General features: G+C 36.0%; 20 protein-coding genes, 1 other RNA gene and 3 pseudogenes. 10 read left to right on the top strand and 14 right to left on the bottom strand.

What is annotated here, in order from left to right; all coding sequences use genetic code 11:
* Positions 1-32: 32 nt before the first annotated feature.
* Complete coding sequence (locus P5P87_RS25370) at positions 33-584, bottom strand: hypothetical protein (RefSeq protein ID WP_198856262.1); 552 nt, start codon at positions 582-584, stop codon at positions 33-35.
* Positions 585-778: 194 nt separating this feature from the next.
* Between P5P87_RS25370 and P5P87_RS25365 the strand changes: the two genes are divergently transcribed.
* On the top strand, positions 779-973 hold the full coding sequence (locus P5P87_RS25365; protein WP_111377225.1) for a hypothetical protein: 195 nt from the start codon (positions 779-781) through the stop codon (positions 971-973).
* Between the two features lie 90 nt (positions 974-1,063).
* Here P5P87_RS25365 and P5P87_RS25360 read toward each other — a convergent pair whose 3' ends face one another.
* From P5P87_RS25360 to rnpB, 3 genes and pseudogenes are all read right to left on the bottom strand, one after another.
* Entirely contained in the window at positions 1,064-1,912 is an 849-nt protein-coding gene (locus P5P87_RS25360; RefSeq protein ID WP_278021018.1) for a cation:dicarboxylate symporter family transporter, read from the bottom strand.
* Positions 1,913-2,003: 91 nt separating this feature from the next.
* Positions 2,004-2,312: pseudogene (locus P5P87_RS25355) on the bottom strand (cation:dicarboxylate symporter family transporter); the annotation flags it as partial.
* A gap of 31 nt (positions 2,313-2,343) precedes the next feature.
* Positions 2,344-2,677: RNase P RNA component class A (gene rnpB, locus P5P87_RS25350), an RNA gene on the bottom strand.
* Positions 2,678-2,801: 124 nt separating this feature from the next.
* Here rnpB and P5P87_RS25345 point away from each other — a divergent pair.
* Positions 2,802-3,095: an SH3 domain-containing protein gene (locus tag P5P87_RS25345; RefSeq protein ID WP_198856264.1), complete on the top strand. Its 294-nt coding sequence runs from the start codon at positions 2,802-2,804 to the stop codon at positions 3,093-3,095.
* Between the two features lie 99 nt (positions 3,096-3,194).
* On the opposite strand, the gene P5P87_RS25340 is transcribed toward P5P87_RS25345, so the two are convergent.
* The 4 genes from P5P87_RS25340 to P5P87_RS25325 all read right to left on the bottom strand — a co-directional run bounded on the left by P5P87_RS25340 (position 3,195) and on the right by P5P87_RS25325 (position 4,715).
* Positions 3,195-3,488, bottom strand: a complete 294-nt coding sequence (locus P5P87_RS25340) for a type II toxin-antitoxin system RelE/ParE family toxin (RefSeq protein ID WP_278021017.1) — start codon at positions 3,486-3,488, stop codon at positions 3,195-3,197.
* Positions 3,481-3,729, bottom strand: a complete 249-nt coding sequence (locus P5P87_RS25335; protein ID WP_278021016.1) for a type II toxin-antitoxin system ParD family antitoxin — start codon at positions 3,727-3,729, stop codon at positions 3,481-3,483. Before P5P87_RS25335 ends, P5P87_RS25340 begins: the two co-directional genes overlap by 8 nt.
* 130 nt (positions 3,730-3,859) lie before the next feature.
* Positions 3,860-4,231, bottom strand: a complete 372-nt coding sequence (locus P5P87_RS25330) for a LysM peptidoglycan-binding domain-containing protein (protein ID WP_278021015.1) — start codon at positions 4,229-4,231, stop codon at positions 3,860-3,862.
* Positions 4,232-4,238: 7 nt separating this feature from the next.
* Positions 4,239-4,715, bottom strand: a complete 477-nt coding sequence (locus tag P5P87_RS25325) for a BON domain-containing protein (RefSeq protein WP_278021014.1) — start codon at positions 4,713-4,715, stop codon at positions 4,239-4,241.
* 341 nt (positions 4,716-5,056) lie between these two features.
* Between P5P87_RS25325 and dnaX the strand changes: the two are divergent.
* A pseudogene (gene dnaX, locus P5P87_RS25320) lies at positions 5,057-6,131 on the top strand (DNA polymerase III subunit gamma/tau).
* Positions 6,112-6,813, top strand: coding sequence for a DNA polymerase III subunit gamma/tau (locus P5P87_RS25315; protein ID WP_278021013.1), 702 nt, complete (start codon positions 6,112-6,114; stop codon positions 6,811-6,813). The pseudogene dnaX and the gene P5P87_RS25315 overlap by 20 nt, the downstream one beginning before the upstream one ends.
* Positions 6,814-6,853: 40 nt before the next feature.
* On the opposite strand, the gene P5P87_RS25310 is transcribed toward P5P87_RS25315, so the two are convergent.
* The 6 genes and pseudogenes from P5P87_RS25310 to P5P87_RS25285 all read right to left on the bottom strand — a co-directional run bounded on the left by P5P87_RS25310 (position 6,854) and on the right by P5P87_RS25285 (position 12,148).
* The gene (locus P5P87_RS25310; protein ID WP_278021012.1) at positions 6,854-7,432 is read right to left on the bottom strand and encodes an NAD(P)H-dependent oxidoreductase; all 579 of its coding nucleotides are present in this window, start codon (positions 7,430-7,432) and stop codon (positions 6,854-6,856) included.
* 55 nt (positions 7,433-7,487) lie between these two features.
* Positions 7,488-8,048: a Crp/Fnr family transcriptional regulator gene (locus P5P87_RS25305; protein WP_278021011.1), complete on the bottom strand. Its 561-nt coding sequence runs from the start codon at positions 8,046-8,048 to the stop codon at positions 7,488-7,490.
* A 3-nt stretch (positions 8,049-8,051) separates the two neighbouring features.
* A complete protein-coding gene (locus P5P87_RS25300; protein ID WP_278021010.1) occupies positions 8,052-8,633 on the bottom strand; it encodes a TMEM175 family protein in 582 nt (193 codons plus the stop codon).
* A 17-nt stretch (positions 8,634-8,650) separates the two neighbouring features.
* Complete coding sequence (locus P5P87_RS25295) at positions 8,651-9,541, bottom strand: Ppx/GppA phosphatase family protein (protein ID WP_125723695.1); 891 nt, start codon at positions 9,539-9,541, stop codon at positions 8,651-8,653.
* Positions 9,542-9,575: 34 nt separating this feature from the next.
* Positions 9,576-11,657 (bottom strand): annotated as a pseudogene (ppk1, locus tag P5P87_RS25290) (polyphosphate kinase 1).
* Positions 11,658-11,662: 5 nt separating this feature from the next.
* Positions 11,663-12,148, bottom strand: coding sequence for a SixA phosphatase family protein (locus tag P5P87_RS25285; protein WP_198856272.1), 486 nt, complete (start codon positions 12,146-12,148; stop codon positions 11,663-11,665).
* A 498-nt stretch (positions 12,149-12,646) separates the two neighbouring features.
* On the opposite strand from P5P87_RS25285, the gene P5P87_RS25280 reads away from it, so the two are divergent.
* From P5P87_RS25280 to P5P87_RS25255, 6 genes are all read left to right on the top strand, one after another.
* Entirely contained in the window at positions 12,647-13,228 is a 582-nt protein-coding gene (locus P5P87_RS25280) for a COG1470 family protein (protein ID WP_278021009.1), read from the top strand.
* Between the two features lie 85 nt (positions 13,229-13,313).
* Entirely contained in the window at positions 13,314-15,095 is a 1,782-nt protein-coding gene (locus tag P5P87_RS25275; RefSeq protein ID WP_278021008.1) for a SprB repeat-containing protein, read from the top strand.
* A gap of 52 nt (positions 15,096-15,147) precedes the next feature.
* The gene (locus P5P87_RS25270) at positions 15,148-20,517 is read left to right on the top strand and encodes a beta strand repeat-containing protein (protein ID WP_278021007.1); all 5,370 of its coding nucleotides are present in this window, start codon (positions 15,148-15,150) and stop codon (positions 20,515-20,517) included.
* Entirely contained in the window at positions 20,463-21,731 is a 1,269-nt protein-coding gene (locus P5P87_RS25265) for an HYR-like domain-containing protein (protein WP_278022833.1), read from the top strand. The genes P5P87_RS25270 and P5P87_RS25265 overlap by 55 nt, the downstream gene beginning before the upstream one ends.
* On the top strand, positions 21,721-24,846 hold the full coding sequence (locus P5P87_RS25260) for a T9SS type B sorting domain-containing protein (RefSeq protein WP_278021006.1): 3,126 nt from the start codon (positions 21,721-21,723) through the stop codon (positions 24,844-24,846). The genes P5P87_RS25265 and P5P87_RS25260 overlap by 11 nt, the downstream gene beginning before the upstream one ends.
* 133 nt (positions 24,847-24,979) lie before the next feature.
* Positions 24,980-25,897 (top strand): PorP/SprF family type IX secretion system membrane protein, encoded by a 918-nt coding sequence (locus tag P5P87_RS25255; RefSeq protein WP_198856277.1) that lies wholly within the window; start codon positions 24,980-24,982, stop codon positions 25,895-25,897.
* The last annotated feature ends 10 nt before the right edge of the window (positions 25,898-25,907 follow it).

Raw genomic sequence — 25,907 nt, 5'->3', positions numbered from 1 at the left:
TCTCTCAAGGTTTTTCTATTTTGAATTAAGATCTATTTTCCAATAACCCAGCCTAAACTGAAATTAGCAATCGGAGTAAATTCAGTTTTACATTTATCTACAAGTATTCCGCCGCCTATATTAAAATCCATATTAAATTTCCCTTTATAAGTACGTTGGAGTCCCCAAACTGGTCCGGCAGAAAAAGAAGGGATATATTCGTTAAACCATTTATTTGTCGAAATAGATTGAAAATCATAGTTTGCATGTAATGCTAAAAAGTTTCCAGAATTATTTGCTGTTCTTTTTCCTTTTTGTGCTCTTTTCTCTAAATTATAGTAATATCTAAATTGTTCTGTAATTCTTGGAATAAAATACCAAGTGGACTCATCGTATACACTATTGCTTCTATAACCAACAAGTAAACTTGCTTCTGAATAAAGCGTGTTCTTTGGAGAAAATGCATGTTCGTAAACAAATCCTGGAGACAATAGAAGATTAATCTTAAATTGATTTTTAGTTACAGAAACTGGCGCCTCCTCTTGGGCATTTGCAACATTAATTAAAAGAACGGAAAAAAATAAAAACAAGTAGTTTTTTGTCATGGTTAGTTATTAATTGGTTGCGACAAAAATAGTATTAAAAGCATATTATCCTACTAAAAGCAAAATTATTTTCTTACAGATAAAAATAACATTTTATAACACTGCAAATCATGTAATTTTTCATAAACAATTGTATAACAACAATTAACTTATTGAAATTTAACTTTGTTAAAGAACTTTTAAATCTAACAATCATGAACCTAAAAAGATTTTTCGGCGGATTGCTTACAATCCTCGGAATTATAGGACTTATTTATACTGCGGTTATTTTTGCCGGCACTTCTGGAGAAACTAGAGATATAAAATCGCTTATTATTTATGGCATACTCGGAATCGTATTTTTTACATCGGGTATTAGCTTAGTGCGAACTACAAAAGACGAAAGTTAAAAAAAGGTACAAAGAGGAAAAGACTCAAAGATGCAAAGTTTTAAATCCTTTGTACCTTTGAGCCTCTCGACCTTTGAACCTAAAAAACAACTATTCTGAGACAGGATCCAGATTCAACTCTGTAAAATCTCTTTCTGTTTTAGATATTATTATGGTTGCGACTGTGTTTCCAATTAAATTGGTAATCGCTCTGGCTTCACTCATAAATTTGTCTACACCCAGCAAAAATGCCAAACCTTCAACTGGAATTTTATGTAAAGCGGTTAAAGTTGATGCTAAAACAATAAATCCGCTTCCTGTTACGCCCGCCGCGCCTTTCGAAGTAATCATCAAAATTCCGATAACGGTCATAATTTCGAAAAAGCTCAAATGAACATCATACAATTGTGCAATAAACAGTACCGACATTGAAAGATAAATCGAAGTTCCGTCGAGATTAAAAGAATATCCCGTCGGAATCACCAATCCTACAACCGATTTACTGCAGCCCATTCTTTCCAATTTTACCATAATACTTGGTAAAGCCGCTTCAGAAGATGAAGTTCCTAACACTAGTAAAAGTTCTTCTTTAATATATTTTAAAATAGAAAGAATATTTATTTTATAATATCTCAAGATACTTCCTAGAACAAAAAAGACAAAAAGTGCCATCGTCAAATAAACGCAAAGCATCAACTTTCCAAGCGGAATCAAAGTTGCTAAACCAAATTTACCAATAGTGTAAGCCATTCCGCCAAAAGCACCAATTGGAGCAAGATACATTACATATTTTAAGCAAAAGAAAACCACTTTTGAGAATCGTTCTAAAACCAAAATAGTTTGCTCCCTTTTTTGATAAAAATTCAAAGCAATTCCGCAAATAATAGCGGCAAGTAAAACCTGTAAAGTAAAATTGGATAAAAAGAATTGCAACCAAGAAAAATCCTTCGTCTGCTCCATTTGTATATTGGCTTGCATCTCCAAACGTCAAACCCGATTTATCAATTTTTCCAGGTTTAAATATATAAGCAACAGCAACTCCAATTGCAAGAGCGACTGTAGAAACTACTTCAAAATAAGTTAAAGCTTTTACGCCAATTCGTCCCACTTTCTTTAGGTTTCCCATTCCTGAAATTCCCAAAACTATGGTCAAGAAAATAATTGGTCCAATAAAAAGAGAAATAAGCTGAATAAACTTCTTGCCAAGAAATTCCATTTTCACACTATTCGCAGGAGAAAAATGTCCTAACAAGATACCACAAATAATGGCAATTAAAACCCAAAATGTAAGATTGGTTACAACAGTCCTAAAAAGGTTTTTTTTAGATTGCGAAGAAGGATTTGGAGTGGCAGTATTCATGAAAACGAGTTAGATAGTTTCACAAATATATAAAAAATGCAGACCTGTAAGCCGGATTCTGTTCTTGTCTTATTTTACAACAAAACAATACCTTATCATTTATCTAGATCCAGCATTACTACTGGACTCAATCTACCTACCCTTCGGCAACGAACGAGAAGCCCTTAAATGCCGATATACTTGGTATTTCACCGCATAGAGTTTACCTGGTTTCACTACAGCATTACCTGTACATACTTTCTGCTGCACTTGTCCTAATCCCGACAGCTATCGGGACCGACGGGCGTTACCCGCTATGCTTCTCTATGGTGTCCGGACTTTCCTCCCTCCCGATGAATCGGGACGACGATAAGGCGGTCTGCGCCGCAAAAGTAGCGATTTAAGAACTAACAATAATGGTTTTAAATTTCAGATTTTATGAATTTTATCATAACTTTTTAATTTTAAAATAGTTATCTTTAAAAATCTATAATTTAAATTCAGTTTATCATGAAAAGAATGTATCATTACGCAACTGTTTCAAAGGCTTTAGATCAATTGAATGAGAAAGGATTTACGTGCGATTTTAATCGAAATTCAGATGCGATTAAAAAGAATCCTGAGAAATTTGAAATTGTTCATGTGTATCGATACGAGGGTGAGTCAGACCCAGCAGATGAAGCAGTTGTATACGGAATTAAATCGACTTCGGGGAAAAAGGGAGTTTATGTCGCTGGTTTTTCAGCCGATTCAGATCAGGAAACAGCGAAGTTTTTATTTGATTTAAGTATTAGAGGACGTTAGAAAATCAAGTAAAAAAATGAGAACAAAAAAAATATTAAATAATCTATGTCATTCCTAGAAACGGAATTTAAACCTTTCTAGGAATGGCATATAACATTATCAAAATTTACTTTTCAAATCCATTCTTCCATGAAGAATTCTTATAATTTCAATTTCTCCCTTTGAAATAATGTGATAAAATAAAATGTGTTCATTAGATTTATAACCCAATAATTTTTCTGTAACATTATCATATTTCTTTCCAAGATTTGGATTTTCAGCAACTTCCTGACAAGAATCTAAAAGTAACCAATAATACTTATCAGCTTGTTTTTCTGACCATTCATCAAAAGTATAATTCCAAATATCAGCTAAATCTTCAACAGCTTTATTTGTCAAATAATATTTAGCCATTTTTTCTTTTTGCCTTTAAACTTTTCAATTGTTCTTTAGGATCAAAATTTTCAGCACGTCCACTATTAGCTCCATCCTGAATTGCTTTTTTTAAAACAATTAATTTACTTTCTTCTTCTTCCAAAAGTCTTAATCCTGCCCTAACAACTTCACTAGCATTCTTATATCTTCCCTCTGAAAGACTGTTTTCTATGAAGTTTTCAAAATGGTTTCCAAGCGATATAGAGGTATTTCTTCCCATAATATTTAGATAAGACCGTAAAGTTACCTAAAATTGGTAATTATTATAGTGAATATTTCATCAAATTTTAAAATCGTGCATAAAAAAGTCTATCACAAAGACAATTTTTCAAAACAACAATAAATTTAAATTATGTTGTCGGTATTTTTAATTTCCATCCTGGCTTAATTAAATCCGGATTCGAAATAATATCTTTATTCGCTTCAAAAATATCCTGCCAAGAAACTCCGTATGCTTTTCCAATCTTCGAAAGAGAATCTCCCGCTTCAACTGTATATTCTCTTGAAACGCCTTCTTCAACCTCGATATTCATAACTAAATCGGCCGATCTAAAATCAGGATCAATAGTATTATAAGCATTCCAAAGCTTTTCCTTATCTGCTGCAGATTTTGCTTTTCCGTCAATATAAAGCACATTATCCTGCTCTCTTACCTGCAAATTTTCGATTCCTAATTCGGATGCCAAATCTGTGACCTCTTTATATTTATCTTGTAAACTCATAACAACCTTATTTAATGATTAATTTATTGTCAACTTTCTTAGGATGCAATTCCTGAATACTTTGCATTAAAGGTCGCAATTTGTCTCTTTTAATTTCACCCGAAAGTGTAACAATACCGCCAACAACAGTTGCACTGACACCATCGTAAGCGTCTACAACTTTACTAACCGATTTGTCTAAATCAGTATCTGAATTAATTACAACAGTAGCTGCAGCAGGTTCCTGATTGGCTTGTTCTATTTCACAAGTATTAACTACAGATTTAACACCTTTGGTTGCTTTTACACTTTTTCCAATATTTTTTTTGAACATTTCATCATCACAAACACCTGTAATCGTAGCCACTCCTTCATGCACTACAACTTGAATATCTGGATCATTTAATTTTTCACTGATTGCTTTTTCAATATCGGCATCACTGGGTTTACAAGACACCAAAAAAACAGTGAAACTCATTCCTAATAAAATTGATCTAATTTTCATAATGATACGTTTTAATAATTAACTAATTAAAATTAAACAAATTAAATATCAACGAGTTATATGATACTGTTATGATATTTGTAAATTTTCCAGCAATTTAATTTTTATCAACTTCTAAAAATTATTCAAAAAAACACAAAAAGAAATTTCTGATAAAGAAAAAACAGCGACAAAACTTGAATCTTATGGCAGATATATCATCATTTCTTTGATTGTCAACATCGTATTATTAGCAAGTTTGATCTTTATTATTTTGAAGAAAAAGAATTTCGCCAAATAACTAAAATCGGTTTTAAACAACGAAACAAAAGTCATATATTTGCTATCCAATAAAAGAGAACATGGAACAATTTGTAGTATCGGCACGTAAATATCGCCCGCAGACCTTTAAGGATGTTGTGGGACAAAAGGCCATTACCAACACTTTGTTGAATGCCATTGAAACCAATCACTTAGCTTCTGCTCTTTTATTTACAGGACCACGTGGAGTTGGTAAAACTACATGTGCTCGTATTTTGGCTCGAAAAATAAACCAGCCTGGATATGATGATCCTACCGAAGATTTTGCATTTAACGTTTTTGAACTAGATGCTTGCTTCAAACAACTCTGTAGATGATATTCGTAACCTTATCGATCAGGTTAGAATACCGCCACAAACAGGACAATACAAAGTATATATTATTGACGAGGTTCATATGTTGTCTTCGGCCGCTTTTAACGCTTTTCTTAAAACGTTAGAAGAACCGCCAAAACATGCTATTTTTATTTTGGCAACAACAGAAAAACATAAAATCCTTCCAACGATTTTATCCCGTTGCCAAATTTTTGATTTCAAAAGAATTACAGTAAAAGATGCTAAAGAACATTTAGCAGATGTTGCTGAAAGTCAAGGAATCGTTTTTGAAGACGATGCTTTACACATCATTGCTCAAAAAGCAGATGGTGCGATGCGTGATGCTTTGTCTATTTTTGACCGTGTAGTTTCATACTGTGGAACAAATTTAACACGTCAAGCCGTCACTGAAAACTTAAACGTTTTAGATTACGAGACTTATATTTCTATTACTGATTTACTTTTAGAAAATGAAATTCCAAAGCTTTTATTAGCTTACAATGACATTCTTGCTAAAGGTTTTGACGGACATCATTTTATTGCTGGTTTAGCTTCTCATTTTAGAGATTTGCTAGTAAGCAAAACGCCCTCAACTATTGCTTTATTAGAAGTTGGAGAACAAGCACAGCAAATGTATGCAGTTCAATCTCAAAAATGTTCTCAGGAGTTTTTATTAAAAGGAATTGACATTGCAAACGACTGCGATTTAAAATACAAATTAAGCCAGAATCAACGACTTTTAGTTGAATTATGCTTGATGCAATTAGCCTCTATCAACTTTGATGGAGAAAAAAAAAGTTGAGCAATTCATAATTCCACCCGTTTACTTTAAAAACGGAGGCTATTCTATTGTTGAAGTCCAAAGTCCAAAGTCCAAAATAGAAAGTTCTGTAGCAACTGAGAATCAAACTTCTCCAGCTGTAACAGAAAACCAAACTTCTGTTTCTCAACCACAACAAGTTGCAGAAACTCCAAAAGTTCAGACTCCAGAAGCTCCAACAACAGAATCAAACGGCGCTCCTAAGGTTTCTGCTTTTTCTCTTGCTAGTATCCGCAAGAAAAAAGAAATGGAAGCCAGCGGCAAGACGTATGTTAAACCTACCACTGCTTATTTAACTGAAGAATTTAACGAAACCGATATGCGCCTACACTGGAACAAATATGCGGAACGTTTAGGACAAAAAGGCCTTAAGATTATGGAATCGATTCTATTGATTAGCGATCCTGTTCTGAATGGCACAACAATTTCTTATGAACTGCCAAATGAAGGTTCTAAATTGGATTTTGAGGGGCAGATGAATGGTTTATTAGGACATTTAAAAGGTCACTTACATAATCATGATATTACAATTGAAGTAATTGTAAACGAAGAGATTAAAGCAGTAAGAGCTCTTAACGATCAAGATCGATACAATCGTTTCTTAGAAATCAATCCAAATATAGAACTTTTGCGTACTACATTTGGATTGGATATAAATCTTTAATTTAAGGAGGTAATTTATTCTGATAATTTGGAACAAAATTTTATTTGTTCTTGAGTCCGAAAGTGTAAACTTTTTCAAGCCATTTTTTTCTTTGCTCTTCATTAGAACCTTTTACAATTCCGACATAACTTACTTTCACAGGTTTTATTCCGCAAAATTCCAAAGTCGATTTCTTTAACTGGTTAACGCTTGGTCTACCGTAAACCAATCTATAATACCAACTTGGCTGATCTAGAGTTGTAATGATATGAGCCGTTTTTCCCTTCAGTAATTTATCCCACCAAACAGAATTTTCACGGTATTGGAAAGCCATTCCTGGTAAAAATAATCGATCAATAAAACCTTTTGTTATCGCTGGAAGTCCACCCCACCAAACAGGATGAATCCAAACCAAATGATCGACTTTTTTTATTTTCTCCCACGATTCTAATAAATCAGGTTCTAAATCCGTTCGTTTTTGGTAACCAAACTGAAGATTGGGATTGAAGTTTAAATTGGCAATCGTTATAATTTCTACTTGAGCGCCAGAAGTGATCGCTCCATTTTTATACGCTTCAGCAATTCCGAAATTAAAGCTTTCAGCATTTGGATGTCCGTTTATAATCAGTATTTTTTTCATATAAATATTTTTCCAAAAATACTATTCGTCCATTTTCTTTTGCTAGACAAATGTCCTATAAAACCGCTTTTCTAATTCGGCTTAAATGTCTTGGTGTAATTCCTAAGTAAGAAGCCAAATATTGCAATGGAATTAACTGAATGTATTTTTGATGATTCTGATACAATTCTCTGTAACGTTCTGCGCCTGACAACTTTTGAAAGGAAATCATTCTTTTATGCAGATTTACAAATTCTATTTCGGTCAATTTCCGTCCTGTTTCCTGCCAATTGAACCCTAATTTATATAGTTTTTCAAGAGCTTTTCTATTTAAGACTTGAAGTTTTGTATCGGTTAAAGCCTGAATATTTTCTTCTGCTTTTTCTTCTGTTATGAAACTCGCAAAAGACGCCATGAATTCATTTTCAAAAGCAAAACAATTGGTGATTTCGTCACCTTTATGATTAACAAAAAAGGAACGGAGAATTCCTTTTTCGATAAAAACTATTTCGTTGCAAATCTGATTTTCAGTCAATAAAAGCTCTCCTTTTTTCAATGTTCGAAATGTAATCAAATCATCTAAATGACTTAATTCACCAGCAGAAAAATTCTGAATGGACTGAAAAACAGATTTCATAAATTATTCGTTAGAAGCAAAAACTCTCTCGATTCTTTTGTCTGGAATAAGCCACAACATTGCCACAATAAAATATGCAGCGCCAGAAATCCATTGATTATAAAATGCGGCAACAATTCCAATTACATATAAAACCAAAGAAATTTTACCTTTAAAATCTTTTTTAAGCACTTTTCTCAAAGCAGAATCATCACCTTCACTACACATAATCGTGTACTGCAATATTACATATGAAATTGCAGACAAAAATAGAATGGCACCATAAAGCGACATTGTCGCTTTCTCAAAATTATGTTCTCCCATCCAAGCGGTAGAAACAGGAATTAGTGAAAGCCAGAACAGAAAGTGCAGATTACTCCACAACACTTTTCCGTTTACTTTTGACAATCCATGCAATAAATAATGGTGATTATTCCAGTATATTCCAACATAGATAAAACTTAAAATATAACTTAAAAATTTAGGAATAAGCGGTTTTAAATCTTCAAACTGATGTCCTTCTGGCGCTTTGATTTCCAAAATCATAATGGTTATAATGATTGCCAAAACACCATCACTAAAAGCTTCTAGTCTACCTTTGTTCATTTAAAAAAACATAAATATTAAATTTTACCGTAATACATTGCTTTTACGATACCATCAGAAAGTCCGATTTTAGGAACATAAATCTGGCGGGCGCCGCTCCATTTCATTGCATTCAGGTAAATACGAGTTGCGTGGATAATTACGTCGGCACGATCAGAGTTTAGTCCCAATTCAGCAATTCTTTGTTCGTATGTCAACGAATTTAAGAAAGCATACTGAGAGTTAACATAAATGTACGAAAGTGGTTTTTCCTGTTGTTTGCCAGACATTTTAAACAACTTATTGATATTTCCTCCAGAACCTATCAACGTTACTTCATCATAATCTGCCGTGTTGGTTTTAATCCATTTTTCGATTTCATCCCAAACAACATCATGCACCATATTATTCAGCAAACGTACTGTTCCTGCTTTAAACGATCTTGAAGTAATCATTTTTCCGTCAGAGAACAAAGTAAACTCAGTACTTCCACCTCCAACATCAACAAAAAGATACGTTTCGTCAGATTTAATTAAATGATGCAAATCTGTTGAAGCAATAATTGCCGCTTCTTTTTTACCGTCAATAATTTCAATCTTTATGTCTGCTTTTTTCTTAATCAAAGCCACGACTTCTTTTGCATTATATGCTTCACGCATTGCAGAAGTTGCAAATGCCATATAACGCTCTACTTTATGTACTTTCATCAAAAGATTAAATGCTTTCATGGCATCAACCATTCGATCTATATTTTCTTGTGAAATTTCTCCAACCGTAAAGGCATCTTGCCCTAAACGAATTGGCACACGAACAAGGGAACTTTTATTAAACTGCGGTTCTTTTCCTTCTTGCTCCACAACGTTAGCGATCAAAAGCCTCATGGCATTCGAACCGATGTCTATCGCCGCAAACTTCCTAATGTTAATCATGCTCACTTTATGATTTGAAAATTGGTATTTATTATTAATTTACTTTTTGAGGAACCTCATCTAGTATTGCTACTTTATTTTGATAATACTTATAGGTCTCAAACTGTGCTCTAAATGGGGCATGATGATTTTTTGGCTTATATTTATTATCTAATTTATAAGAATGATACCTTACTTTTACATTTCCTTTCCAACCAATATTGAAGTTATCGATTAGTTCTTTTTTAATTTCAAGATCATAAATCGGACATGTTACTTCTACCCTTGCATCTAGGTTTCTAGTCATAAAATCGGCAGATGAAATATAAACTTCGGTTAAACCAGCATTTCCAAAAATATATACTCTCGAATGTTCTAAGTAATTATCTACAATACTTATTGCTTCAATATTTTCGCTCATTCCAGGAATTCCAGGAATTAAAGAGCAAATTCCTCTTACTTGAAGCTGAATTTTTACTCCTGCATTGCTTGCTTCGTATAATTTATCAATCATTTTAAAATCAGATAAACTATTCATTTTTAACTTTATGTGCGTTTTTCTGCCTGCAAGCGCATGAAGAATTTCGCGATCAATCAGTTTTATAAATTTGGTTCTTGTATAATGAGGCGATACGATTAAATGCTTATATCGATGCACTCTGTAATTGATATCGAAAAACTCAAATATTTTTGAAGTGTCTTTTAAAATTCCTTGGTGACAGGTTAAAAGCGTTACGTCTGTATAGATTTTAGCAGTCGACTCGTTGAAGTTTCCTGTAGAAATAAATCCATAACGACGATTTTTACCTTCTTCCAATCTTTCTATTACACATATTTTACTATGTACTTTAAGACCTTTCATTCCAAAAATAAGTTCAATTCCTTCCATTTGCATTTGTTCGGCATACGAAATATTTGAAGCTTCATCAAAACGGGCTTGAAGTTCGATTTGTACCACTACTCTTTTACCATTTTTAGCAAGCATTTATTAAAGAGCTAATTACTTGCGAGTTTTTAGCTAAACGATATAAAGTTATTTTGATACTTGTTACTTTAGGATCTAAAGCCGCTTCTCGCAAAAATTTGGTTAAATAAGAAAAAGACTGATAGGGCGCATGAACTAAATAATCTTTTTTGCTGATTTTTTCTAAAATACTGCCTTCTAAGCTTAAACCAGGAACCGGCATAGGCTCATTTGGCTTATACAATAAATCGTAACGTCCTAAGTTTGGAAAACTCATATAATCACGGCGATTATGATATCTTCCTCCAGGAATTATACTATCTGTTTCTACAATTTTCATTTTATCTAAGAAAAATTGCAGCTGTATCATCTTCAATTAAATTATCGTAAATAAAACGAACAGGTTCTCCTATACGACGGTCTTTTACAGATGTAGCGATTTTTTCAAGCATACTTTTACTCAAATCACTGTCAATGTCCAATTGTGCGTCACGTGTAATTTTAATCATGTGAGCAGAAACACTCTTATAATCGAATATATTAAAGATGTTTTTCAGCTTGAAACGAATGACATCATCAATTAAAATAACATATTGTTTTTCGTCTTCAGACGGAAGAACGACAAATCTGTTAATATTTTTTGGAATTTCGATTAAGGCATAACGAACCTCGTCATTAGCTAATTCTAAACGAACTGCCAAATAACCTAACGTATCTTTTAAAATTGGAAAAACTGCTAAATCATTTAGGATAATCGTTACCAGTTCTGGACTTAATTTTTGAGTATAAAAGTCTTTTAAGAAACACTCTTGTTTTGGCGTAATTTGCGTTTCGTTTATAATAAAAATATTCTCAGATTCGAGTTCGGCTTCAATATTACTAAGTATACGCAAACTTTCAGATTGCTTGCTGAATTACAATTTCGGTAATATCTTTAATTAATTGGTGGGCAGAAATACCTCCTAAATATTTTTCGCCAGAAATACCCGAGAGGCTTAATCGCCGAATGGCTGCATATCGAACTCTAAAAAATTCGTCTAAATTGTTTGAAAAAATTCCAACAAAACGCAGTCTGTCTAAAAGTGGCACTGTACTATCTGCAGCTTCTTGAAGTACTCTTGCATTAAACGCTAACCAGCTTTTTTCTCTATCGATATATTTCTGTTCGTACACTGTTATTATTTTAAATCTTTGGGGAAAATAGTTTTATGTGTTTTGCCCTTATGGATAGTGTCCCAGCTTTCTGCATCAAATTGTAATGACACAAAGCCTGAAGTTGGAACATTTTCTATAAAAACATCCCCAAATTTATTAACAAAATTTGTAATAGCCTCGTTATGTCCGAAAAGAATAACGCTTTCAAAACTATTATCACACGATTTAATAACTTTTTCGAGTTGTTTATCGTCAAAAGTATATAACTCGTCTTTGTAAACAATGCTTTCTATAGGGTATGAAATATTTTGAGCAAAAATCAATGCTGTTTCTGAAGCCCTCGCAGCAGTGCTACTCCAAATAATATACGTTTTAGGAAGATACTCTGAAATATTTAATGAAACGTCGTGCGCATCTAAAATTCCTCTTTTCATTAAAGGACGATCAAAATCTTTTAGTGGTGCTTCCCAGCTAGATTTGGCATGACGAATTAATATGAGATTTTTCATAAGTCGCATAATTTAAAAACCTGTTTTACAGGATATTTTTTTAATTAAGTTCTAATTTACAAAAGATATTTTAAACCTTTTCTTTTTTTTATTTCTGTTAACATTCTTATTAAATTTTAACAAGAATACATTATTCTCAATACATTAACATTAACATAAAATAGAAACGTAAATTTTTATTTTTTATGTAATTCATCTAAGAAATTAGTATTTAGTCGATATTATACATTTTTTTAAAATTTTAACTAAATACTTGATTATTAATTATTTACAACATTAAAAACAAACCTATTTTCATCAAAAGAGCAAAAAAATGTACGAAAAAATTCTACTTTTTTGAGTTAAAAAAAAGTGTTTTTGGGTCATTTTTTTCTAAAAAAGTAACACTTCAACGAGTTTTTTGGTTAGTTACAGATAAAAAAATAATATTAGAAAAACTCTAATATAACTTTGATTCTGTTAAAATTTCATAAATACTTTAAAATAAAATCTTAAGTTATGAAAACTAAATCTACTCTTGAAAAAGCGGTGAAATTTGTAAGCAATTGTAAGATTATTTTTTCGCAAAGAAAAAATATCTTTCAAAAGAACTTTTTTACGTCGCTACTCTGCTTGATTACAACGGTTTTATTTGCTCAGTCTGGTTCGTGTGGTTCGGAAATCACTATTGATGGATCAAATGAGCAAAAATTTACAGGTGCAGAAACTTCCTTTGTGCTTCAAATTAAAAATACTGGAAACGCAACAGATACTTATCAATTATCTGCGGATAATTTTTCAGACTTCAATGAAAATCCAGATGGAAGCTCTTCAAAAAGTAATGTTTTATTCACTAATAGACTGGAAAACAAAACCATTACTCTTGCTCCAGGAGAAAGCAAAGAATTTTACATAAAGCTTAATCCAAGAGATCTTAGTCAGCTTGATCAATGGAATGGGACTAAAATCATTGCAACATCTTCTACTTGTCCTCAAAGCATAAGCCAAACTATTGTTTACACCTATGTCCCTCCAAAAAAAACAAAAGGGGTTGGGTTTAACGACTTCATCTTAGATTTTAAAAAGATCGCAGACTTCTAAAACACTTTATGCTTTAAACTACCAAATGTAGTAGTCATTCGTTTTACTCGTAGTTCTAATTACAGCAATATTAAAAATATTTAATATGAAAAACTTTACATTTAAGATCAATTTACAAATTCTTTTAAGCCTTGTATTGAGCACTTTATGCATCAATATTTATGCTGGCGAAGGTTCTAAGCAAACAACTCCAGATGTTAATCATAGAGCTTCTCTTTGCATAAATAATGATGAATACGGAAATTTTGCCCGATATGGTTCAACCAATGAACAAAGGCTTTACATTAGAATTCAAAATCCAAATAGCGAAAAGGTGTACTTAGGTTTTACTAGAGCCAGAAGAACTGCACCAGATAACAGCAACGAAATAGATTCTAAATTCAGAATTATGAAACCTGACGGTACGGTTGCTTTTGCTAGTTATAATTTGACCAGTATTACAGCAAACATAACAGGTACTGAAGCTCAACGCCTTTCAAGAGCCCAAAATGGTCCGAATGGAGTCGATGGAGTTACTACTGCTGGTTATGTTCCTATTGTATTTGATCCAACAGGTATGCCTGCTGGTGATTACTGGATTGAATTTGAAAGCAACAGTTCAAACTACTCTGAACTTTATTATAATTATTATGATATAACTGTAGCTAACAACAGTACTAAAAATTCAATTCCAGGTCGTCTTTATTCAAAACGTTGGGCTTTTGCCATGAACAATGTTACCACCGATTTTACAGGAGCTTTCTATGTTTTTGCTCCCGACAATGGCTCTACAACTGGAGCTACTACTCAAAATGGTTTTGTTAATAAAATCAATTTCAATGGTGCAGGTTTTAGACCATGGTACTTCAATGTTGCTTTTAACAATACAGGTCCGGGAAATTCAGGAAATGCTGCAAATGATCAAAAAAGCGTTTACAATGCTTCTGATGCCACAAAAATGAGTCCGAAGTATGAGGTTTTCTTAAACGATCCTGATATTAATGTCTGGAAAAACGGAACTTACAACGGCAACATAGTCATTAACGGAATCACAAACTGTGGTATTGGTGAAAGTAATATCAATATCAGCGTTTTTAAAAGCGGAACAATTGAAATACTTCTTGATTTTAATGGCGGAGACGGAATTTATACTCCAGGAACCAAAGATGTCTTGACAACTCAAACTGTTACTGCATCAGGCGCTCCTCCTTATGCCGTAAGTGTTCCTTGGAACGGAAAAGATGGTTTGGGAAACACTATCGCACAAGGAACAAATATACCTATTGTCGTTACATTTGGGCAGGCTGCATTCCATTTCCCAATATATGATGTAGAAGAAAATCAATATGGTTTTTCATGCACAACTGTAAGACCAGCAGCTCCATCAGGATACGTTTTAAAGTTTTACTGGGATGACAGCGCCATTACTTATACTGGCGGTACTTTTGATGCCAAAGTAAACCTAACAGGTTGTACACCTAACAGTACTCCTCCTAGTAATTGCCACAGATGGAATGGTTTTAATTCTAACAATAATGGTTCTCCACAATATGGTAATTTAAATACGATAAATACTTGGTGGTATGCCAATCGAGATTTTGTAACATCAACTATTGTTTTACCTCCATTTTACACGGTTGCATTAAATACAAAAACTAATGTAAAATGTTTTGGAGGCAATGATGGTACTATTCAGATAAAAGCTACCAACGGAACCGCTCCATATACGTATTACATAAACGGCGGTACGACTCCAAATACTTTACAAAATTTAACAGCAGGAACTTATGACATTAAAGTTGTTGATGCAAATGGTTGTTCTGCAAATGTTAATGGTGTTGTAATTACACAACCTTTAGCAGCTCTCGCTTTGGCAGACTTCTTCTAAAACCGATGCTTCCTGCTTTGGAAAAAGCACTGGAAGTGTAACGGCAGGAACCGTGACAAATGCGATTGGTACTGTAACCTACTCTTGGAAAAATAGTGCAAATGTGGTGGTAGGAACTACTGCAACTGTTTCAAATCTTCCGGCGGGAACTTATACGCTAACTGTTACAGACACTTGCTCTTCACAATCCAATTCTGTTACAATAGGACAGCCTGCGGCGGCTTTAGCTTTAGGCGCATCTTCTAAAACCGATGCTTCCTGCTTTGGAAAAAGCACTGGAAGCGTAACGGCTGGAACTGTGACAAACGCGATTGGAACTGTAACCTATTCTTGGAAAAACAGTGCAAATGTGGTGGTAGGAACTACTGCAACTGTTTCAAATCTTCCAGCGGGAACTTATACGGTGACTGTTACAGACACCTGTTCTTCACAATCCAATTCTGTTACAATCGGACAGCCTGCGGCGGCTTTAGCTTTAGGCGCGTCTTCTAAAACAGATGCCTCTTGCTTTGGTGCAAGCAGTGGAAGCGTAACAGCTGGAACTGTGACAAACGCGATTGGAACGGTAAACTACTCTTGGAAAAACAGTGCAAATGTGGTGGTAGGAACTACTGCAACTGTTTCAAATCTTCCAGCGGGAACTTATACGGTTACCGTTACAGACACCTGTTCTTCACAATCTAATTCTGTTACAATTGGACAGCCTGCGGCGGCTTTAACTTTAGGCACATCTTCTAAAACTGATGCTTCTTGCTTTGGAAAAAGCACAGGTTCTGTAACAGCCGGAACTGTGACAAACGCGATTGGAACGGTAAACTATTCTTGGAAAAATAGCGGAGGAATTGAAGTTGGAACATCTGCAACTGTTTCAAATCTTCCGGCGGGAACTTATACTTTAACTGTTACCGATAGCTGTTCTTCACAATCCAATTCTGTTACAATAGGACAGCCTGCAGCGGCTTTAGCTTTAGGCACATCTTCTAAAACCGATGCTTCTTGTTTTGGAAAAAGCACTGGTTCTGTAACAGCTGGAACTGTGACAAACGCAATTGGAACGGTAAACTATTCTTGGAAAAATAGCGGAGGAATTGAAGTTGGAACATCTGCAACTGTTTTAAATCTTCCGGCGGGAACTTATACTTTAACTGTTACCGATAGCTGTTCTTCACAATCCAATTCTGTTACAATAGGACAGCCTGCAGCGGCTTTAGCTTTAGGCACATCTTCTAAAACCGATGCTTCTTGTTTTGGAAAAAGCACTGGTTCTGTAACAGCTGGAACTGTGACAAACGCAATTGGAACGGTAAACTATTCTTGGAAAAATAGCGGAGGAATTGAAGTTGGAACATCTGCAACTGTTTCAAATCTTCCGGCGGGAACTTATACTTTAACTGTTACCGATAGCTGTTCTTCACAATCCAATTCTGTTACAATAGGACAGCCTGCAGCGGCGTTAGCTATAGACGCGTCTTCTAAAACTGATGTTTTCTGTTTTGGAGCAAGCACTGGTTCTGTAACAGCTGGAACTGTGACAAACGCAATTGGAACGGTAAACTATTCTTGGAAAAATAGCGGAGGAATTGAAGTTGGAACATCTGCAACTGTTTCAAATCTTCCGGCGGGAACTTATACTTTAACTGTTACCGATAGCTGTTCTTCACAATCCAATTCTGTTACAATCGGACAGCCTGCAGCGGCGTTAGCTATAGACGCGTCTTCTAAAACTGATGTTTTCTGTTTTGGAGCAAGCACTGGAACTGTAACGGCTGGAACTGTGACAAACGCGATTGGAACGGTAAACTACTCTTGGAAAAATAGCGGAGGAATTGAAGTTGGAACAACAGCAACTGTTTCAAATCTTCCGGCGGGAACTTATACTTTAACTGTTACCGATAGCTGTTCTTCACAATCCAATTCTGTTACAATCGGACAGCCTGCGGCGGCCTTAGCTTTAGGCGCGTCTTCTAAAACTGATGCTTCCTGCTTTGGAAAAAGCACTGGTTCTGTAACAGCTGGAACTGTGACAAACGCAATTGGAACGGTAAACTATTCTTGGAAAAATAGCGGAGGAATTGAAGTTGGAACATCAGCAACTGTTTCAAATCTTCCGGCGGGAACTTATACTTTAACTGTTACCGATAGCTGTTCTTCACAATCCAATTCTGTTACAATCGGACAGCCTGCGGCGGCTTTAGCTTTAGGCACATCTTCTAAAACCGATGCTTCTTGTTTTGGAAAAAGCACTGGTTCTGTAACAGCTGGAACTGTGACAAACGCAATTGGAACGGTAAACTATTCTTGGAAAAATAGCGGAGGAATTGAAGTTGGAACATCTGCAACTGTTTCAAATCTTCCGGCGGGAACTTATACTTTAACTGTTACCGATAGCTGTTCTTCACAATCCAATTCTGTTACAATCGGACAGCCTGTGGCGGCTTTAGCTTTAGGCATATCTTCTAAAACAGATGCTTCCTGCTTTGGAAAAAGCACTGGTTCTGTAACAGCCGGAACTGTGACAAACGCGATTGGAACTGTAACCTATTCTTGGAAAAATAGCGGAGGAATTGAAGTTGGAACATCAGCAACTGTTTCAAATCTTCCTGCGGGAACTTATACTTTAACTGTTACCGATAGCTGTTCTTCACAATCCAATTCTGTTACAATCGGACAGCCTGCGGCGGCTTTAGCTTTAGACGCATCTTCCAAAACTGATGTTTTCTGTTTTGGAGCAAACACTGGAACTGTAACGGCTGGAACTGTAACAAACGCAATTGGAACAGTAAACTACTCTTGGAAAAATAGCGGAGGAATTGAAGTTGGAACAACAGCAACTGTTTCAGACCTTCCTTCAGGAACGTACACTTTAACAATTACTGATTCTTGCTCTTCTCAATCCAATTCAGTAACCATATCACAACCAGCTATAGCTTTAAGTTGTTCTATTATTCAAAATAAAGCTGTCACTTCAAATGGTTTAAGCGATGGAGAAGCTACTGTAACTCCAATTGGTGGTAATGTAGGCTACACTTATTTATGGGATAATAGTGAAACTACTCAAAAAGCAGTTGGATTAAGTGCAGGTCTTCATTCTGTTACTGTAACCGATTCAAAAGGATGCACAACAACTTGTACTGTCACTATAACTCAACCAGATGTGTTTTCTTGCAGTATTTCTCAAGATAGCGCTGTAAAATGTTTTGGAGAAAATACTGGAAAAGCAACTATTACAGCTGTAGGAGGTAATGGTGACTATACTTATCATTGGGATAATGGTGAAACTACTGCACAAGCAATTGCTTTAAGTGCTGGCGTTCATAATGTAACTGTAACAGACAAGTTAAATTATACTACTACTTGTTCTGTAACAATATCTCAACCTCAACAAGGATTATCTGCTACAAAATCTCAAACTGATGTAACTTGTGGTGGAGGTAATAATGGTTCTGCAACTGTAACAGTTTCTGGAGGAACTCCTACATATTTATATTCTTGGAATTCAAATCCTGTTCAAACAGGAGCTACAGCCAACAATCTTCCTACAGGAAATTATACAGTTCTTATAACTGATGCAAATGGATGCCAGATTTCAGAATCATTTACGATTTTGGATGGAGACTCTATTAAACCAATTATAAATCCATTACCAGAAACAACAACCATAAATTGCCCAGCGGAACCAGTTTTCACACAAGCCACAGCAACGGATGACAGTGGAACAGTTTCTTCATTAACTTATGTAGATACAATTACAGAGGGAAATTGTGCTGGATCATATACTAAAACAAGAACTTGGACTGCAAAAGACGCTTGCGATAATGTTTCGCTTCCTGTCAGTCAAACTATAATTGTTCAAGACATTACTGCTCCTACATGGACTACTGCGGCTGGATCTTTAAACGCAACTTTAGAATGCAGCGATGCAGAAGGGCTGGCTGCCGCTCAGGCAAAATTCCCAACCGCTTCTGACTCATGCGATGCTGATGTTACAAACATCACTAAAGCAAGCGGACAGTTTGTGGCTTCTGAAGGATGCGCTAACGCGGGAACATACACAAACACTTGGACCGTAAAAGATGACTGCGGAAATACATCGGAAACTTTCACACAAATCATCACAATCCAAGACACCACAGCTCCTACATGGACTACTGCGGCTGGATCTTTAAATGCAACTTTAGAATGCAGCGATGCAGAAGGGCTTGCTGCCGCTCAGGCAAAATTCCCAACCGCTTCTGACTCATGCGATGCTGATGTTACAAACATCACTAAATCAAGCGGACAGTTTGTGGCTTCTGAAGGATGCGCTAACGCGGGAACATACACAAACACTTGGACCGTAAAAGATGACTGCGGAAATACATCGGAAACTTTCACACAAATCATCACAATCCAAGACACCACAGCTCCTACATGGACTACTGCGGCTGGATCTTTAAATGCAACTTTAGAATGCAGCGATGCAGAAGGGCTTGCTGCCGCTCAGGCTAAATTCCCGACTGCCTCTGACTCATGCGATGCTGATGTTACAAACATCACTAAAGCAAGCGGACAGTTTGTGGCTTCTGAAGGATGCGCTAACGAGGGAACATACACCAACACTTGGACTGTAAAAGATGACTGCGGAAATGAATCTGTAGCTTTCACACAAATCATCACAATCCAAGACACCACAGCTCCGACATGGACTACTGCGGCTGGATCTTTAAATGCAACTTTAGAATGCAGCGATGCAGAAGGGCTTGCTGCCGCTCAGGCTAAATTCCCGACTGCCTCTGACTCATGCGATGCTGATGTCACAAACATCACCAAAGCAAGCGGACAGTTTGTGGCTTCGGAAGGATGCGCTAATGCGGGAACATACACCAACACTTGGACTGTAAAAGATGACTGCGGAAATGAATCTGTAGCTTTCACACAAATCATTACGATTCAAGATACCACAGCTCCGACATGGACTACTGCAGCTGGATCTTTAAATGCAACTTTAGAATGCAGCGATTCAGAGGGGCTGGCTGCCGCTCAGGCTAAATTCCCGACCGCTTCTGACTCATGCGATGCTGATGTTACAAACATCACCAAAGCAAGCGGACAGTTTGTGGCTTCCGAAGGATGCGCTAACGCAGGAACATATACAAACACTTGGACTGTAAAAGACGACTGCGGAAATGAATCTGTAGCTTTCACACAAATCATCACAATCCAAGACACCACAGCTCCTACATGGACTACTGCAGCTGGATCTTTAAATGCAACTTTAGAATGCAGCGATGCAGAAGGGCTTGCTGTCATGCTCAAACTAAATTCCCGACCGCTTCTGACTCTTGCGATGCTGATGTTACAAACATCACTAAATCAAGCGGACAGTTTGTGGCTTCCGAAGGATGCGCTAACGCAGGAACATATACAAACACTTGGACTGTAAAAGACGACTGCGGAAATACATCGGAAACTTTCACACAAATCATCACAATCCAAGACACCACAGCTCCTACATGGACTACTGCGGCTGGATCTTTAAATGCAACTTTAGAATGCAGCGATGCAGAAGGGCTGGCTGCCGCTCAGGCTAAATTCCCGACCGCTTCTGACTCATGCGATGCTGATGTTACAAACATCACTAAAGCAAGCGGACAGTTTGTGGCTTCTGAAGGATGCGCTAACGCGGGAACATACACAAACACTTGGACCGTAAAAGATGACTGCGGAAATACATCGGAAACTTTCACACAAATCATCACAATCCAAGACACCACAGCTCCTACATGGACTACTGCGGCTGGATCTTTAAATGCAACTTTAGAATGCAGCGATGCAGAAGGGCTGGCTGCCGCTCAGGCTAAATTCCCGACCGCTTCTGACTCATGCGATGCTGATGTTACAAACATCACTAAAGCAAGCGGACAGTTTGTGGCTTCTGAAGGATGTGCTAACGCGGGAACATACACAAACACTTGGATCGTAAAAGATGACTGCGGAAATGAATCGGAAACCTTCACACAAATCATTACGATTCAAGACACCACAGCTCCGACATGGACTACTGCGGCTGGATCTTTAAATGCAACTTTAGAATGCAGCGATGCAGAAGGGCTTGCTGCCGCTCAGGCAAAATTCCCAACTGCTTCTGACTCATGCGATGCTGATGTCACAAACATCACCAAAGCAAGCGGACAGTTTGTGGCTTCTGAAAATTGTTCAAATGCTGGAACATATACCAATACTTGGACTGTAAAAGATGACTGTGGAAATACATCGGAAACTTTTACTCAGATAATTACAATTCAGGACACTACTGCTCCACTATTTACTGGCACTCTTCCTTTAGATATTGAAGTATCATGTGATGCAGTTCCTGAACCAGCAGAAATGCATACTTCTGATAATTGCAATGGAGACTTACCAATAGTTTATACAGAAACGAAATCAGGTATTGAAAATGAATGTCCTTCTAATTATACCTTGACTCGTACTTGGAAAATTAGTGATTGTGGTGGCAATACGACTACTCATGTTCAAGTTATCACAGTACGAGATAAAACTGCTCCAACTGGAACAGCTCCAGAAAGTGTAACCAACTTAGCTAGTATAGATGTAATACCTGTAGGAAATCCATCAGATATTAAAGATGCTTGCTGATAATTGCAGTCCTACTGTAAATATCACCGTTAACGATACAAACAATGGCGGAAATGGATGTGATGGAGAACCATATATCTTAACAAGAACTTACACTTTAACCGACTGTGCAGGAAATAAAACCGAATTGGTTCAAACTTTCACAGTCGAACGTAAAGTTACAGTTAGCGGAATTGCAACAAACACCAGCTGTTTTGGTGGTTCAGATGGTTCAATTACAGTATCAAACAGCGCAGGCTCAACTGTAGTAATTACTAATGAAAGAAATGAGGTTGTTGGCAATACTAATTTACCAGCAGGAACTTATACTCTTACTGCAACTGCACCTATAAATGGTGAAAATCAGACTTGTTCTGCTACAGCTACCGTTGTGATTACACAACCTGTGTATACTGTAAAAATTTCTGGACAGATTATCAATATAGATACTAACGCTCCAATCGCAAATGTACCTGTTACTTTAGTTCCTCAGGGAACTACTACAGGACCAATACAAATGCACATTACAGGCGCAGACGGAATGTATAGTTTCTCTGGAATGCCTGCTGGAAGCTACTTAGTTCAAGTGCAAGACGCTAATTTGAATAGTGCATATCAATTATACCCTGTTAACTCTAGCTTATTCTTTACTACTCTAGAAGATTGTAAAATACAAACCCATAATTTTGAATATGGAGCTTCAAAACTTCCTGTTCTTGGAGATTACGTTTGGTTTGACACTAATAGTAACGGAATTCAGGATGAATGGTATGATGCGAACAATGATGGAATTGTAACTAAAAATATACCAGACTCAAATGGAAACATTGATTATAGCCAATGGGAATGGATAGATCTTAACGGAGACGGAAGCTATACCGGACCTCAAAATGTTGGAGAATTAAATGCTGGAGGTTTCGGAAATGCATTGAACGCAAATATAATTATTGATGGTCCAAACGGATACCATGATGAAGTAATTGTGGGAATTGAAGGATTCTGGAGAAACCGTCCAGATATAGCAAATCCTTATGGAGAATATACTATAAAATTGGTTAGAGATGCGAATTTCGATACTATGGCGACAAACTTAGGATTAACTGGTTTAGTAAAAGTACTTCCGTCTATATCTGCTAAAAATATTGCTGGTAAAACAGGCAAAATGCAATTGCATACCGTTTGTAAAACCACAACAGACAGCGGATACATTGTAACCATTACTCCAGAAGATTTAGTTCATTTAGACAATGATTTCGGAATTAGCTGTAAAGAATACAAAGATATTGTTGCAAATGATGACTCTGCTGGTCCAATCCCTGGTGTAAATCATACAACAACCAATGTATTGAATGTATTACCAAATGATACATTAGAAGGAAATACTATAACAGCATCTGATGTTATAATTACAACGGTTACACCAAATGAGTTTTTACAACTAAACCCTGATGGTTCAGTAGATGTATTGCCAAATGCTCCAGCAGGAACATTAACAATGGTGTATCAAATCTGCGAAGCTGATCAGACAGACAATTGTGACACAGCAACTGTAACCGTTACAATAGAAGCTCCTGTAATGACAGTTACTGCAACCTCAATTTGTGTTAATGATGTTCCTTACATTGATTATGTAGTAACACCAGTAAACTTCACTCCTGTAAATGGTGTAACTATTGCTTGGGCAGATAGCAACAATAATGTTGTAACAACAATGAACAATCTGCCATTAAGTGGTCGCGTATTATGGCCTGGAGCGGTAGTAGATGATCAAGGAAAAGGAATTGATTGGCCAGGTTGGGTTTTTGAAAACAACAAATGGATTGAAGCCGCTGATGGATTTGAGAAATTACGTCCAACCGCTAATGTAACGCTATCTGTAAATCCGAGTGAGACTATAACAGTTAATTATCCACCGGCAGATCCTTATTGTACTGCAAGACCAACATTTGCAATTGTTGCCAATGATGATAATCCTGCACCAATAATATCAAGCCCAACACAAACTACTGTGGGTAACGTTTTAACCAACGATACACTAAATGGTTCTGTGGTAAATATAAATGACGTAACACTTACAACAACAGTTCCCGACCCAACAGGTTCAATATCAATAGGCCCTGACGGAACTATAAATGTTGCGACAAATACGCCTGGTGGCACTTATACATTAACGTATCAAATCTGCGAAAAGGCCGATTTTGGAAACTGTGATACAGCTATTGTGACTGTTATTGTGATCTCTCCTATAATTGCGAATGATGATACTTATAGCAATATCGGTTGTAATTCATTCGGATTAGTAGGTAATATTTTCAGCAATGATTTAAAAGGAAGAACACCTGTAACGATAGAATTAGTAAACTTTACGCTTCTTACCGAAGGAAATAACACTAAAACAGATCCAAACATTACTGTTGATGCTTCTGGAAATGTAAATGTGTCTAGCTTAACGCCTGCTGGCACTTATACTTACGGTTACACAATTTGTGACAAATCAAGTCCAGATAATTGTGATTCTGCAACTGTTACCATTATAGTAATTCCAAGTGGTGTTGTAGAAGTAAGAGGCACAGCATGTAACGATGATTCGACATTGATTAACCTAAGCACCTTACTTCCTGAAGGAACTCCTTCAACAGGAATTTGGCAAGATAGAAACAATACTAATGCCCTTCAGGGTGGTATTCTTAATCCGTTTGGTTTAGCATTGGGCAATTACACTTTCGAATATATAATAGCCGATGAAAGATGTCCAAGAAATATAGTTTTAAATATGGAAATCAATGATGATTGTAAAGTCTTAGCTTGTGGTGATGTGTTAGTACATAATGCATTTTCTCCAAACGGTGACAATATAAACGATTTCTTCAAAATTGATAATATTGATGACACAACTTGTTATCCAACCAATTCTGTTGAAATATATAATCGCTGGGGAGTTTTAGTTTTTGAAACCACAAACTACAATAATACAACAAATGCTTTCGACGGAACTTCAAGAGGAAGAACAACCGTTAAGCAATCTGATGGACTACCAACTGGAACTTATTTTTACATTATTAATTATAAATCTCTAGATGGAAACAACAATGCTCAAGATCACAAATTAGACGGGTACTTATATCTATCGAAATAACAATTAAAATACGTCGCAAAGGTTATTTGCGGCGTATTTAAAAATGATTTTTTTGACTAATTTTGATTTATATGACATTGATTTTCAGTGATTTAAAAAATCAATAGTAATTATTAAATTAATAAAATCTACTATGAGAACAAAATTATTTTTCTTCGTCATTCTGTTAGTTACATGTTCAGGGTATGCACAGCAAGATGCACAGTATACACAGTATATGTACAATACAATAACCATAAATCCTGCATATGCAGGTTCTCGTGGAGTATTTAGTGTATTCGGCCTGTACCGCACCCAATGGGTTGGCCTTGATGGAGCTCCAGAGACAAGCAGTTTCTCAATTAATACACCAATAAATAATAGCAAATTAGGTATAGGAGCATCGTTGGTTAACGACAAAATTGGCCCAACAAATGAGAACAACATTTCTGTAGACCTATCTTATACAATTCAGACATCTGCAGATTTTAAACTTTCATTTGGTATTAAAGGAACCGCAAATATCTTCAACTTAGATGTAAACAAATTAAATCCTGCAGATCAAGGAGATCCTCAATTTCAGGATTTAAATAATAAATTCAGTCCTAATGTTGGAGCTGGGGTTTATTGGCACTCTGATAAAGCATACATTGGTTTGTCTGTTCCAAACTTTATTGAAACTAATCGTTACAATGATAACGATGTAGCAATTTATAAAGACAAAATCAATTATTATTTAATTGGAGGTTACGTATTCGATCTTGATAAATATCAATACATAAAATTTAAACCTGCACTTTTGACTAAAATGGTCGAAGGAGCACCTCTTCAAGTAGATGTCTCTGCCAACTTTATGTTCTATGATAAATTTATGATTGGTGCAGCTTACAGATGGAGCGCTTCTTTAAGTGCTATGGTTGGATTTCAAATTACAGACGGACTTTATTTAGGTTACGGATATGATCGAGAAACTACCAAATTGAATAATTACAATTCAGGTTCGCACGAAATCTTCTTGCGTTATGAATTCTTCTCAAACAAAGGCAAAATGACAACTCCTCGTTTCTTCTAAAAATAAGGTA

This window comes from Flavobacterium ginsengisoli, from assembly GCF_029625315.1.
Taxonomy (GTDB): domain Bacteria; phylum Bacteroidota; class Bacteroidia; order Flavobacteriales; family Flavobacteriaceae; genus Flavobacterium; species Flavobacterium ginsengisoli.
The sequence above is the reverse complement of the archived record's forward strand: the minus strand, read 5'-3'. Positions and strand labels throughout refer to the sequence as shown.